This is a genomic window from Mesorhizobium sp. WSM4823, assembly GCF_055811195.1.
This window is the reverse complement of the sequence record NZ_JBVVQL010000013.1, coordinates 155,228-169,009: the sequence shown is the minus strand read 5'-3', so window position 1 is coordinate 169,009 and position 13,782 is coordinate 155,228. Positions and strand designations below refer to the sequence as shown.

The 13,782-nt window shown below is 62.3% G+C and carries 10 protein-coding genes; 4 read left to right on the top strand and 6 right to left on the bottom strand.

What is annotated here, in order from left to right:
• The first annotated feature begins 246 nt into the window (after nucleotides 1–246).
• Both AC0L26_RS26115 and AC0L26_RS26110 read left to right on the top strand, forming a co-directional pair.
• Complete coding sequence (locus tag AC0L26_RS26115) at nucleotides 247–1,686, top strand: DUF7125 family protein (RefSeq protein WP_352930723.1); 1,440 nt, start codon at nucleotides 247–249, stop codon at nucleotides 1,684–1,686.
• Entirely contained in the window at nucleotides 1,683–2,735 is a 1,053-nt protein-coding gene (locus AC0L26_RS26110; RefSeq protein ID WP_473635155.1) for a sensor histidine kinase, read from the top strand. The genes AC0L26_RS26115 and AC0L26_RS26110 overlap by 4 nt, the downstream gene beginning before the upstream one ends.
• 184 nt (nucleotides 2,736–2,919) lie before the next feature.
• Here AC0L26_RS26110 and AC0L26_RS26105 read toward each other — a convergent pair whose 3' ends face one another.
• Nucleotides 2,920–3,810: an HpcH/HpaI aldolase/citrate lyase family protein gene (locus AC0L26_RS26105; protein WP_473635154.1), complete on the bottom strand. Its 891-nt coding sequence runs from the start codon at nucleotides 3,808–3,810 to the stop codon at nucleotides 2,920–2,922.
• Between the two features lie 3 nt (nucleotides 3,811–3,813).
• Nucleotides 3,814–4,266 (bottom strand): MaoC family dehydratase, encoded by a 453-nt coding sequence (locus AC0L26_RS26100; protein WP_473635153.1) that lies wholly within the window; start codon nucleotides 4,264–4,266, stop codon nucleotides 3,814–3,816.
• 217 nt (nucleotides 4,267–4,483) lie between these two features.
• Between AC0L26_RS26100 and AC0L26_RS26095 the strand changes: the two genes are divergently transcribed.
• On the top strand, nucleotides 4,484–5,605 hold the full coding sequence (locus AC0L26_RS26095; protein ID WP_473635152.1) for a DUF2336 domain-containing protein: 1,122 nt from the start codon (nucleotides 4,484–4,486) through the stop codon (nucleotides 5,603–5,605).
• A 170-nt stretch (nucleotides 5,606–5,775) separates the two neighbouring features.
• On the opposite strand, the gene parE is transcribed toward AC0L26_RS26095, so the two are convergent.
• Nucleotides 5,776–7,827 (bottom strand): DNA topoisomerase IV subunit B, encoded by a 2,052-nt coding sequence (gene parE / locus AC0L26_RS26090; RefSeq protein ID WP_473635151.1) that lies wholly within the window; start codon nucleotides 7,825–7,827, stop codon nucleotides 5,776–5,778.
• A 258-nt stretch (nucleotides 7,828–8,085) separates the two neighbouring features.
• Here parE and AC0L26_RS26085 point away from each other — a divergent pair, with 258 nt between their 5' ends.
• The gene (locus AC0L26_RS26085; protein ID WP_473635150.1) at nucleotides 8,086–9,255 is read left to right on the top strand and encodes a GGDEF domain-containing protein; all 1,170 of its coding nucleotides are present in this window, start codon (nucleotides 8,086–8,088) and stop codon (nucleotides 9,253–9,255) included.
• Nucleotides 9,256–9,320: 65 nt separating this feature from the next.
• On the opposite strand, the gene gcvP is transcribed toward AC0L26_RS26085, so the two are convergent.
• From gcvP to gcvT, 3 genes are read right to left on the bottom strand one after another with little or no spacing between them, the layout of a single operon-like run.
• The gene (gene gcvP, locus AC0L26_RS26080) at nucleotides 9,321–12,131 is read right to left on the bottom strand and encodes an aminomethyl-transferring glycine dehydrogenase (protein ID WP_473635149.1); all 2,811 of its coding nucleotides are present in this window, start codon (nucleotides 12,129–12,131) and stop codon (nucleotides 9,321–9,323) included.
• Nucleotides 12,132–12,146: 15 nt separating this feature from the next.
• Nucleotides 12,147–12,515, bottom strand: coding sequence for a glycine cleavage system protein GcvH (gene gcvH / locus AC0L26_RS26075; RefSeq protein WP_352930708.1), 369 nt, complete (start codon nucleotides 12,513–12,515; stop codon nucleotides 12,147–12,149).
• A gap of 8 nt (nucleotides 12,516–12,523) precedes the next feature.
• Nucleotides 12,524–13,642 (bottom strand): glycine cleavage system aminomethyltransferase GcvT, encoded by a 1,119-nt coding sequence (gene gcvT, locus AC0L26_RS26070; RefSeq protein ID WP_473635148.1) that lies wholly within the window; start codon nucleotides 13,640–13,642, stop codon nucleotides 12,524–12,526.
• Nucleotides 13,643–13,782: the final 140 nt, after the last annotated feature.

Sequence of the window (13,782 nt, the reverse complement as noted above, 5' to 3'; positions counted from 1 at the left end):
CGCAAAACGACTGCGACAGGGTGCTCGTTACGGATCCTGCCGGCGATGCGACGGCCCACACCGCATTTTCAGGTTATTCGAGCTGACAACTTGCCTTGCACGGGCGCGCCGATTACAGAAAAACGAGTTCAGAGAATTGAGGCGCCTCAACAAGCGGCCGACAGGTTTGCCCGCTGTCATCTTTCGAACGCATTTGATACCCGACGATGGGCTTGCGGTTCCCAACCTGTTGGACACGAGGCAAACATGGCAGAGCGAAAGAAACAGCCCGTTGTAAGTTCCGGTATCGCCGGCTTGGACGAAATTCTCCGCGGTGGACTGCCAGCTTCGAATTTTTACATCGTGCAAGGCGATCCAGGCGCAGGCAAGACAACCACTGCCTTGCAATTTCTGCGCGCGGGGGTGGCGGCCGGTGAGCGCTGCATCTATGTCAGTCTTTCGCAAACCGCCTCCGAGCTCGAAGCGATTGCGTCTTCACACGGCTGGACGCTCGACGGAATCCGGGTCGAAGAACTTTCAGCTTCTGAGACCGTGAGTGGCGCAGCCGATCAGACCATTTTTCAGACCGCCGACCTTCGGCTGGATGAGACACGCAAGGCGATCGAACGCGCGATCGAAGAACACAAACCACATAGGCTGGTTTACGACTCCCTGCTTGAAATCCGGCTGATCACCGGCGACACGCCGAGGTTTCGCCGCGAACTGATTGGCTTCAAGGCTTTCCTCGCCAAACGAGGCATTATTGCGATGCTTCTCGACACACAAACCAGCGGCGGCGATCATAACGGCGAGGAGATAGAGGGCATCGCTCACGGCGTGATCCGGCTTGACAAATCCCTTGAGGATTATGGTGCCGTACGCCGTCGCATCGAAGTAAGTAAGATGCGCGGTGTGCCCTATGCCGACGGTTATCACGACATGGCCATTCGCGAGGGCGAAGGCGTCGTCGTGTTCCCGAGGATTGTGCCCGGTTCGGCCACCGACGTTGCCAAGCCGCAACTGATCAAATCCGGGGTGGATGCCCTCGACGAGATGTTCGGCGGAGGTCAGGAGTCAGGAACGATCACGCTCGTGATTGGCCAGTCCGGAACCGGCAAGTCGACGATGTCGTCGCTTTACGCCACCGCGGCTCTTCAGCGCGGCGAGAGTGTTGCCCTTTTTCTGTTCGAGGAGCGGCTGGAGACATTCTTTCGCCGGTCGGAGGGCTTGGGGATGGATCTGCGGCAGTTCCACAAGGACGGTCAACTCGTCATCTACGATTTCAGCCCGAACGAGATCTCGCCGGGCGAGTTCGGCCAGATCGTGCAGCAAGTGGTCAGCCGCAACAATACGCGCGTTGTGGTGATCGACAGCTTCACCGGCTATCTGAATTCGCTCCCACATCGCGAAAAAGCGGTGCTCGATATCCAGTCTCTTCTCAAACATCTCGCGCGTGCGGACGTGCTGACCATGCTCATTGTCGCTCAGCATGGATTGCTTGGACAAAATGTCGGGATCGACGTGGATGTCAGCTTTCTCGGTGACACGGTGCTTCTTCTTCGCATGGCCGAGCATGAGGGCCGGCTAAGGCGCAATATTACGGTCGTCAAGAAGCGCCACGGCCCGCACGACCTCGATGTCCGGGAACTCTTCATCGCGAGTTCCGGTGTTTCGGTCGTTGCTTACAATCCTTTGCCTGAGACGTGAGCGACACCGAGCATAACGGTGTGGGAACACTCGATTGGGTACTCATATTGGCGCCCTACCGCAAGGACGCCTCCTACACGGCCTCCCTGCTGCAGGAACGCGGCGTCCGGGCCAAAGCAGCCAGCACGGCAGACTTGGGAAATCTGCTTGCAGAATCGCCGGGAGTGCTTGTCGTTACGCATGAAGCCCTAGATCCAGCGGCAATCGCTACAATCGCCAGCTTCCTTCAACACCAGCCGAACTGGTCGGAAATTCCCATTATAGTCCTGCTCGACCGTGCGGCGTCTCAGGTGCGCATCCAAGCGGCCTTGAATGCCGCCTGGCCACGTTCACGGCAGATATTCTATCAACGTCCCGTGGCGGCGCTGGAACTGATAAGCGGCATCCAGTCCGCACTCCTCACCAGAGCCCGCCAGCGCGACGTGCGCGATTACCTTGAGCGGGAGACGGAGCTGCGCCACGAGCTAAACCATCGGGTGAAAAACATCCTGGCAACCGTCGTATCCATCTTCGAGATGACGCGGCGCGGTGCAACCTCGGCAGACGGCCTCGCAGAAGATTTCAAAGGACGATTGAGAGCTTTGTCGAATGTTCATTCTGCGGTCTTTGCTGCAGGAGGTGAGACGGTGCCTTTGATGGATGTCGCCAATTCTATCCTTGCGCCCTACAGTTCGGACCGGCAAAGCGGCGTCATCATCGAGGGACCTGAGGTGCTGCTTTCGCGCGAGGCCGGCACAACCCTCGCCCTCTGCCTTCATGAACTCGCGACAAACGCCATCAAGTATGGTGGCCTATCCCAGCCCGAAGGCCGGATTCGTTTGGAATGGAAGATCACCTCGAGCTCGGAACCTGCGTTGACGCTGAGGTGGATCGAATCGGGGGGGCCGTTGGTCATCGACCCCTCGCGCGTAGGATACGGAACACGGTACATGCGCGCCGCTTTGACCAGTCTGTTTGGAGAGCCTCCTGATCTTATCTTCGCGCCGGATGGTCTGCGTTTCTCGGTCCGCGGTCTACTTTCCCGCCTCTCTCCAGAACCAACCGACTAGTCTGTCGGCACAGTTGGCTCGTTGCGGCGGGCAATGCCATGATCAGTGCTGCGCACATGGTGAGCGGCAGGCCTATCGGGCTGTTCCGGGTATCTGGATCGCCCCGTCAATTTCGCGGAACGGATGAGCCGCCTCCCGGCAGGAACGCGAGCAGCCATCGTCGGAAGAGCCCGGCGTCGCGCGATCAGACTAAATCAGGCCAAACTCCGGACGCCCTGGCGCGTGCCAGAAGCCGTTCTGCGAGCCGGAGATGCGGCCGGTCGTACATCTTGCCGTCGATGCCGACGACGCCGGGATTTCCAGCCGCCTCGAATGCCTGGACGACCGCCATGGAGTGTTTCACCGCCTCGGTCGACGGCGTGAAGACGGCGTTGATGACCGGGACTTGCGCCGGATGGATCGCCATCTTGCCGGTGAAGCCGTCGCGCTCCGCTTCTGCGCACTCGGCTTCGAAGCCAGCCATGTCGCGAAAACCGGGAAAAACCGTGTCGATAGCAGCGACTTCCGCGGCACTTGCGGCGAGGATGGTCATGGTGCGGGCGAAACGGAACACGTCTGTGTAGCGGCCATTTTCGTCGCGGGCCGTGCGCGCACCGATCGCGGCCGAGAGATCTTCCGCACCCCAGGTGACGCCCGCCAGCCGCGCGCTTACCTTTGCGTAGGTCGCAGCAGCCAGCACGCCGGCGGCTGTTTCGGTGATGATCGGCAGAATTTTGATGCCGCCGTCCGGCACGCCGTTCTCGGCCTCGTGCACCCTGAGCTTGGCCGACAAATGCTGCACTTCCTGTCCGCTGTTCGACTTCGGCAGCATGATGCCGTCGGGTTTCACCGGCACGACTGCAGCCAGATCGTCATCGGTCAGGCCGGTCGAGAGATCGTTGATGCGTATATAAATCGCGGACTTGATTTGACGACGGCGTTCGGTGATGAAGCGTGTTGCGGTGTCGCGCGCCAAGACCTTTTTTTGTGGCGCAACCGAGTCCTCTAGATCGACGATGACCACGTCTGCGCCGGCGCCAAACGCCTTTTCCAGTTTGTTTTCCGAATCGCCCGGAACGAACAGCAGCGAGCGCATCGGTCAGGCTGCTTTCTTCATCATCATTGCCTGTCTCGTGCATTTGGCGACCAGCACATCGTTCTGGTTGTAGGCGCGGTGCTCGAACTCGACGATGCCGCGGTCCGGCTTCGATTTCGAGCCACGCACCGACACCACCGTCGTCTCGACGCGGATGGTGTCGCCGTGGAAAACCGGATGCGGGAACACTGTCTCACTCATGCCGAGATTGGCAACGGTGGTGCCGACGGTGATGTCGTTCACCGAAATCCCGATCATCAGGCCCAGCGTGAACAGCGAATTGACCAGCGGCTTGCCCCACTCGCTCTTTGCGGCGAAGTCGAAATCGATGTGCAGCGGCTGCGGGTTCAGCGTCATCACCGAAAACAGCATGTTGTCGCTTTCGGTAACGGTTTTGCGCAGCGTGTGCCGGAAGACATGGCCGACGACGAACTCTTCCAGATAAAGCCCGGCCATGGTCGATCGTCCTCCGATGCGAAGATTCAAAGTATCAGAGCGTACTTTCCGAAGGGACGCACGTCGCTCTAAGGGTTGATAGGCGCTGCATAGCGCGCTCGCAAGCCAGTTAACAAATCAAGCCAGTTAACAAACATGGTGAACCGTTCGTAAACCATTTCTGTCTACGGTCTTCATGGGGACAGAACGGACTTGGACTAGGGGCGTAGCGGACGGCATGGTTGTTTCGCATTTCCTGAAATGGATTTACACGGCAAGGGTCTCGGAGCGCGCCGCGGCGGCAAGCGCGCTGGCCCGCGCCTACATCAATGCCGATCTGCCTTTCGAGGACCGCTGCGGGGCTGAAGCGGCGCTGACCCTGCTGCTCGACGATGCCTCGTCGAAGGTGCGGCTAGCGATGGCGGAGGCGCTGTCGATGAGCCATCACGCGCCGCTGCAGATCATCAGCGCGCTGGCGTCCGACCAGCCGGAAGTCGCAAGCCTGGTGCTGGCACGTTCGCCGATGCTCACCGATGCTGATCTGATCGACCGCGTTGCACGCGGTCAGAAGGCGACGCAGAAACTGATCGCGGATCGTCCGCGCGTCTCCATGGCGGTCGCCGCGGCGATTGCCGAAATCGGCGAGCCGGAAGCCTGCGCCACGCTGCTCGCCAACAGCGGCGCCGACATCGCTTCGCTCAGCTTTCGCCGTATCGCCGAACGCCATGGCCATCTGTCCCTGGTGCGCGAAGCGCTGATCGCTGACGCGCGTTTGCCTGCCGACTGCCGGCATATGCTGCTGATAAAACTTGGTGAAACCCTTAAAGGCTCGCCGCTGGTGGTGGCGCTGATGGGACATGCCAGAGCCGAGCGCGTCATGCGCGACGCCTGCGTCAAGGCTTCCGTGACGCTGATCGAAGGCACGCGCCGGGAAGAGCACGCGGCGCTCGTCGAACATCTGCGCCTGCGGGGTGCCCTGACCGCAAGCTTCATCATTCGCACCATCGCGCATGGCAAGGTCGACTTCTTCGGCTCGGCGCTGGTCGCGCTCAGCCAGCAATCCGAACAACGGGTGAGGGCGCTGCTGGCCGGCGGGCACGATGTGGCGCTGCAGGCGCTGTTCCGCAGTGCCGGCCTTGCCGCGGCCACGCATGCGATCATCCTGCGCGCGCTGAAGATCTGGCGCGAGGTTGCCAATGGCAAGCGCCTGGCCGGCGTTCAGGAAGTCAGCTGGCTGATGCTGAAGGAACTGGGCGGCCAGTCAGCCGAAGGCGATCTGGCCGGGCTGGTCAAGTCGATCCATCTCGATGCACTGCGCGAAAACGCGCGCAGCCACGCGCTGGCGATAGCGGCGGCTTAGGCCCTATCCTTCGCGAAGAAATCCGGAAAATCTTTGATCGCGGCGGCGATGATGCGCAATGAGGCCGCTATCTACAGCATGTCGGCCGCCTCGTTTCGCTCAGTGATGCCAACGGCATATTGCCTTGCCCAGTGATGGTCGCCATTTGCGGCTCGCCGAGCAGAAGATGCTCAGATATCCAGCACTTCCGTCTCGGCGAATTCCGCGCGTTCCTGGATGAAGCGGAAGCGGGCTTCCGGCTTGGTGCCCATCAGCGCGTCGACCGCGTCCTTGGTCGCGGTCTCGGCGTCGATCACATCGACCCTGAGCAGCGTGCGCTTCCTCTTGTCCATGGTGGTTTCCTTGAGCTGGGCAGCCATCATTTCGCCGAGCCCCTTGAAGCGGCCGATTTCTACCTTGCCGCGCCCGTTGAATTCGGTGCGCAGAAGCTCGTCTTTATGCGCATCGTCGCGGGCGTAAGCGACCTTGCCGCCTTGCCGGATCGAATAGAGCGGCGGCACCGCCAGATAGAGATGGCCACCGCGGACCAGGTTCGGCATCTCCTGATAGAAGAAGGTGATCAGCAACGAGGCGATGTGGGCGCCGTCGACGTCGGCGTCGGTCATGATGATGACCCGGTCATAGCGCAGATCCTCGTCGCGGTACTTTGAGCGTGTGCCGCAGCCAAGCGCCTGGATCAGGTCGGAGATCTGCTGGTTGCCGGCAAGCTTGTCGTTGCCGGCGCTGGCGACGTTCAGGATCTTGCCGCGCAACGGCAGAACTGCCTGGCTGGCGCGGTCGCGCGCCTGTTTTGCCGAGCCGCCGGCGGAATCGCCCTCGACGATGAAGAGCTCAGCGCCGGCCGCGGCATTCTGCGTGCAGTCGGCGAGCTTGCCGGGCAGGCGCAATTTGCGCACAGCGCTCTTGCGCGACACTTCCTTTTCCTGGCGGCGGCGCACCCGTTCGTCGGCACGCGCGATCACCCATTCGAGCAGCTTCGAGGCTTCCTGCGGGTTGTCGGCCAGCCAGTGATCGAAGGGATCGCGGATGGCGGTCTCAACGATCCTGATCGCCTCGATCGTCGCCAGCCTGTCCTTGGTCTGGCCGACGAATTCCGGCTCGCGGATGAATACCGACAGCATGCCGGCCGCCGAGATCATGACGTCTTCCGAGGTAACGATCGAAGCACGCTTGTTGCCGACCAGATCGGCATAGGCGCGCAAGCCTCGCGTCAAGACGTTGCGGAAGCCGGCCTCGTGCGTGCCGCCTTCGCCGGTCGGAATGGTGTTGCAGTAGGAATTGAGAAATCCGTCGCCGCCGAACCAGGTCACCGCCCATTCGAGCGAGCCATGGCCGCCTTGCCTGTCGCTCTTGCCGGCGAAGATTTCGCGAGTGACCTGGAATTCGTCGCCGAGTGAGGCTTTCAGATAATCCTTGAGGCCACCTGGAAAATGGAACTCGGCCTTGGCCGGCGTCGTGTCCTTCTCCTTGATCAGCGAGGGGTCGCAGGTCCAGCGAATCTCAACGCCGCCGAACAGATAGGCTTTCGAGCGCGTCATGCGGTAGAGCCGCGCTGGCTCGAAAGCGGCGCCCTTGCCGAAGATCTGCTCGTCGGGATGGAAGCGAATCTTGGTGCCGCGGCGGTTATGCACCTCGCCGAGCTGCTCAAGTCCGGTCACCGGAACGCCGCGCGAAAAACGCTGGCGGTAGAGCTGGCGGCCGCGTGCGACCTCGACCTCGAGATGGTCCGACAGCGCGTTGACGACGGAGACGCCGACGCCGTGCAGGCCGCCCGAAGTCTCGTAGACCTTGCTGTCGAACTTGCCGCCGGAATGCAGCGTCGTCATGATGACTTCGAGCGCCGGCTTCTTAAATTTCGGGTGCGGATCGACTGGAATGCCGCGACCATTGTCGGTGACGGCCAGATATCCGTCGGCGGAAAGCTCGACATCGATGAAGGTCGCATGGCCTGCCACCGCCTCGTCCATCGAATTGTCGATGACTTCGGCGAACAAATGATGCATCGCCTTGTCATCGGTGCCGCCAATATACATGCCAGGCCGGCGCCGCACCGGCTCCAGCCCTTCGAGAACCTCGATGTCGGCGGCGCTATAGCTTTCACTGCCGTCGCGGGATGCCGGGCGCTTCGCCGCCTGCACCAGCGGGTCGGCCGGGCGCGCGGTTGGGCGAACCGGTTGCGGCTGCTTGCCCATAGTGCCGAAAAGATCGTTGTTATCGTCCATGCTGATCCTGGATTCCGATGCTGCGAATCACCACCCGATACTGCCACGCTTTTTGCGGGCAGGCGACGGAGGTTCCTGTTACGTTCGAGGATAGAGCCTCTTACTGCAAAACCATTCCACAACCAAGCGGCAGCTTGGCGCATCGACGCTTTGTAAACCTTGTCCGAAGGTTGCGCCGGAAGGTTGGCCGAAAAACGGTATCAGCGCACTGCCGCTGACCTAGAATGCAGCGGAACCTCAAGAGGCTGCCGCTTACGCATGTTGGATTACAGTTCGCTCCTGCTCGCGGCGGCGCTGTCGGGCACGTGCCTCAGCATCACCATGTTTGCGATCTGGTTCGCCACGCCACACGCACGCTTTGTGCTGACGGTGGCGTGCGGCATTCTTGTGCTCGTCGTGCATGTGGTCTTGTTTTGGCACTATGCCAGGGATCCCAGCCCCTGGCTTTGCCAGATTATGCTGGCGCTTCTCACCCTGGGCTTCCTCATCCTGTGCCTGTCGGCCATGCAATATCTCGGCATGCGCGACTATAGGCTCGCGGTTCTGCCGACACTGGCTGCCATGGCGGTTTGCGCAGGCGCGACGTTCCTCGAGTTTGACGGCGTCGGCTTCATGGTCACCTACGCGACGGTAACGGCGCTGCTCTTGTCTATGGGGGTGATGTTCTGGATCAAAGGTGGTCATGACAGCCGGATATTGCTGGTCGTTTCGTCCCTGAGCGGCGTCTGTGCGTTGTCCTTCGGACTCTGCGGCGCGGTCCTTCTGGTCAAGGGCCAATGGGTGCTCGGCGTTGCGCCCGACAACTGGGCCGAACGGTTGAATTCCGTCGTGGCGGTCGCCTGCATGACCGGGCTCGGTGCTTTGACGCTCTCGCTCCACCATTTGCGGGCGCAGATCGAATTGAAGGCCGAGACCATGACCGACCCGTTGACCGGGCTGATGAACCGGCGGGCGTTGACGGCATTCTACGGTGAGCGGGTTTTCGGCCCGTTCATGGCCGTGGCCATATTCGACCTCGATCATTTCAAGCGGACGAATGACGTATTCGGTCATCCCGTTGGCGATCAGGTTCTGCGCCGCTTCGCCGCTGTCATCAGGAAATACGCCAGGACCGGAATCGACGCCTTCCGGCTGGGCGGCGAGGAATTCGTGCTGGTCATGTCACGGATGACGGAAGACAAGGCTTATGACATTGCGAGCAAGATCAGCGTCGCCTTCGGCACGGAGGTCGTCGCCACCCAGCTTGGTCCATTGCGCAGCACGGTCAGTGGCGGCATCGGCTTTGGCGGGACAGGCGGCACCAGTCTCGACGATGTGCTGGCCGAAGCCGACGCGGCACTCTATGCGGCAAAGCGCGCCGGTCGAAATCGCGTCGTCGCCCAGAACAAGGCGAGCAAGGCCGACGCGCCGGCCTTACGTTCTGCCTGATTGAGGCTTCTATCTTCTTGTTAGACCATGATCTTGCCCGAAAACAGGATTCCACTTTTCATGGTCTATTCCGCCGCACCCAGATATTCCGACAGCGGCGGGCAGGAGCAGACGAGGTTGCGGTCGCCGGCGACATTGTCGATACGCGACACCGGCGGCCAGTATTTGGCTGATGTGTCGGCATCGCCGGCCGGATAGGCCGCCTCTAGGCGCGAATAGGGATGGGTCCACTGGCCGGCCAGCGCCTCGGCGGCGGTATGCGGCGCATTGACCAGCGGATTGTCGGCCAGGGGCCATTCGCCTTTCGCCACCTTGCCCGCCTCGCCCGATATCGCGATCATCGCATCGCAGAAGCGATCGAGCTCGCTCTTGGGCTCGGACTCGGTCGGCTCGACCATCAGCGTGCCGGCCACCGGAAACGACATGGTCGGCGCGTGGAAGCCGTAGTCGATCAGCCGCTTGGCGATATCATCGACGCTGATTCCGGCGCTGTCCTTGAGCACGCGGGTGTCGAGAATGCATTCATGCGCGACGCGTCCGTGCCTGCCTTTGTAGAGCACCGGGAAATGCGCCTCGAGCCGCGTCGCGATGTAGTTGGCGGAAATGATCGCCGTCTCGGTTGCCTGCTTCAGGCCCGAAGCGCCCATCATGCGGATATACATCCAGGTGATCGGCAGGATCGAAGCGCTGCCGAACGGTGCGGCCGACACGGCATGGCCGGAGCCTTCGGTGACGTGGCCGGGCAGATATGGCTTGAGATGCGCCTTGACGCCGATCGGGCCGACGCCGGGGCCGCCGCCGCCATGCGGGATGCAGAAGGTCTTGTGCAGGTTCATGTGGCAGACATCGGCACCGATGTCGCCCGGCCGGGCGAGGCCGACCAGCGCGTTGAGATTGGCGCCATCGAAATAGACCTGGCCGCCATGCTCATGGATCAACGCGCAGAGGTCACGCGCGCCTTCCTCGAAGACGCCATGCGTCGAGGGATAGGTGAACATCAATGCCGCGAGGTTCTGCGCATGCTCGGCAGCCTTGGCCTTCAGATCGTCAACGTCGATGTTGCCGTCTTCGGTGCAGCGCACGACGATGACGCTCATGCCGGCCATCGCTGCACTCGCCGGGTTGGTGCCATGCGCCGATGACGGAATCAGGCAGACCGTGCGGTGGCTTTCGCCGCGTGAGCGGTGGTAGCCGCGAATGGCGAGCAGCCCGGCATATTCGCCCTGGCTGCCGGCATTGGGCTGCAGGGTCGCCGCGTCGAAGCCGGTGATCTCCGCCAGCCAGGCTTCCAGTTCGTCGATCATCGCGCGGTAGCCGGCCGAGTGGCTTGCCGGTGCGAAGGGATGCAGATTGGCGACGCTTGGCCAGCTTACCGGCATCATCTCGGCGGCGGCGTTGAGCTTCATGGTGCAGGATCCGAGCGGGATCATGGCACGGTCAAGCGCCAGGTCCTTGTCGGCCAGCCGGCGCAGGAAGCGCATCATCTCGGTTTCCGAGTGGTTTTCGTGGAACACCGGCTGACTGAGAAACTCCTTGCCGCGTGGCTGCCCTGGCATGGTGCGCCCGGCAGCGGCGCCCGCCTTAGCGCCGAACAGCGCCGCGATCGCGTCCAGATCGGCATCGGTCGAGGTCTCATCGAAGCTGATGCCGATGTGGTCAGCGTCGATGACGCGCAGCAATCGGCCGGTCTTTTCGGCGGCGGCGGCGATCGCGTCGGCTCTGCCCTTCACTTCCACCGTCACCGTGTCGAAGCGGCGTGCGCCAAGCACCGAAACGCCTGCTACCTTGAGGCCGGCTGCCAGGCGGCTGGCCAGTGTGTGAATGCGCTCCGCAATCGCCTGCAGTCCGGCGGGACCATGCCAGATCGCATAGGCCGTCGCCATGTTGGCGAGCAGCGCCTGCGCGGTGCAGATGTTGGAGGTCGCCTTGTCGCGGCGGATATGCTGCTCGCGCGTCTGCAAAGCGAGACGATAGCCGGGGCGGCCTTTGCTGTCGGTCGACTGGCCGACAAGGCGGCCGGGCATCAGCCGCGTCAGCCTGTCGGAAACGGCGCAATAGGCGGCGTGCGGGCCACCAAAGCCCATCGGCACGCCAAAGCGCTGCATCGGGCCGACAGCGATGTCGGCGCCAAGCCTACCCGGTGCCTCGGTCAGCGTCAGGCCGAGCGGATCGGCAATGAAGACGACCAGCGCGCCGGTGGCGCGGGCCTTCTCGATTGCCGCCCTGTGGTCGCCATAGACGCCAAACGTATCAGGCCATGAGACGAGCAACGCGGCGGTGTTGTCGTCGATCATGTCACCGTCGACCTCGATGCCGAGCGGCTCGGCGCGGGTGCGCACGACGTCGAGCGTCTGCGGATGCGGGGTGCCGGCCAGCGCGACTTTAGTTCGCTTGTCGCGATGATGGCGCAACGCAATGCCAACCGCCTCGGCTACCGCCGTCGCCTCGTCGAGCAGTGAGGCCGACGCCACCGGCAGGCCGGTCAGTTCGGTGACCAGCGTCTGGAAATTGAACAGCATTTCGAGCCGGCCCTGGCTGATCTCGGCCTGGTAGGGCGTGTAAGCCGTATACCAGGCGGGGTTCTCGAACAGATTGCGCTGGATGACCGGCGGCACGTGGACGCCGTGGTAGCCGGCGCCGATGAAGCTCTTCAGAACTGTATTGCTCGCCATTGTCGCCGAAAGCTCGGCCAGCGCCTCGGCTTCGCTCGCCGGTGCCGGCAAGGCCAGCGGCCGGTCGAGCCGGATCGATTTCGGCACTGCCTGGCTGATCAGCGTCTCGACTGAGGGAACGCCGATCGTCGCCAGCATGGCTCTGATATCGTTGAGGCCAGGGCCAATATGGCGGGCCGAGAAGGGGTAGGGTGCTACAGTCATCTTCTGGTCCTGCTATCAACCAATATGGGCTTTGTAGGCGGCCTCATCCAGGAGACCTTCGAGCTGGCTCTCGTCGGCCAGTTTCATCTTCCACAGCCAGCCGTCGCCGGTCGCCGCCGAATTGACCAGGGACGGATCAGACGATAGCGAGGTGTTTGCCTCGGTGATCTCGCCGTCGACCGGTGCATAGACGTCCGATGCAGCCTTGACGGATTCGACCACGACGGCGGTATCGCCCTTGGCCAGCTTTTTCCCAAGCTCCGGCAATTCGACAAAGACGAGATCGCCGAGCTGTTCCTGCGCATAGTTGGTGATGCCAACGGTAGCGACACCGCCTTCGACGCGGAGCCATTCGTGATCTTCGGTAAAATAGGTTTTTGCCATGAGAAGGTTCATCCTTTGCGATAGCGATGCGGCGTGAAGGGCAGGGGATTGATATCGATGGGGATTTTCGTCCCGCGAACGTCGGCGAAGAGTTTTGCTCCAGGTTTGGCCAGCGCTGTCTGGACGTAACCCATGGCGACCGGATGGCCGGCCGAAGGGCCGAAGCCGCCTGAGGTGACGTGGCCGGCGGGATTGTCGTCGGCGTCGAAAAGGGCAGCGCCGGCGCGTACCGGCTGGCGGCCTTCCGGCTTCAGGCCGACGCGTTTCTGCGTCGGGCCGCGCTCCAGGATCGCACGCAATGCATCGGCACCGATGAAAGCGCCAGAGGCGCGAACGTCTTTTGGGATCGCCCACATCAGTCCGGCGCTGGCCGGGTCGATCTCCGGCGTGATGTCCAGTCCGTGCAGGCACAGGCCTGCTTCGAGCCGCAGGCTGTCACGGGCGGCCAGCCCAACCCACATCACGCGCTCGTCCTCGTGCAGCCTGGCGACGAGATTTCGCGCGTCCGCTTCCGGCAGGCCGATCTCGAAACCGTCTTCGCCGGTATAGCCCGACCGGCTCATGAACCAGTTTTCGCGGGGCTCAAAGCCATGCATGAACAACAGCGATCCGGTCTCGATGCCGACGCGGGACAGGGCGGCCCAGGCTTCGGGGCCCTGAATGGCCAGGAAAACGCGATCGAGTGCGTCCACTTTGACGTCAAAACCACCCTTTGTGTCAGAATCCACGGCAAAGGCGCGCAGGTGCTTTTCGTCGGCTTCGGCATTGCCGGCATTGGCGACGACCATGAAGCGTTGCTGTCCGAGCCTGGTAACGATCAAATCGTCGATGATGCCGGCGGCTTCATTGAGAAAGAACGTGTATTTGGACTGGGAAATCTCAAGCGCGCCGGCGTCGAGCGGGCATGTGCGATTGAGCAGCGACTCGGCGCCCGGCCCACTGATCTCGAACAGCTTCATGTGCGAGATGTCGAACAGGCCCGCATGTTCGCGGGTGTGAAGGTGCTCCTTCATCACGCCTGCCGGATAGGTCAGCGGCATCGACCAGCCGGCGAACGCGCCAAAGCGCGCATTGGCTGCCACGTGCAGATCTTCGAGGGGAAGGTGTTTGGTGTCGTCGCCCGTCATGTCGTCTCCAGAGTCGCACGCAATCGGCCGCGAATGGCGACCAGTCCGTGCCCCTCTGTCTGAAGCCTGAGAGACTCGCGCCCCGTAACTCTGTCGGCAGCGCTTACACCTTCGGCGCGGGGGCAAGCCCCGACTTTCCA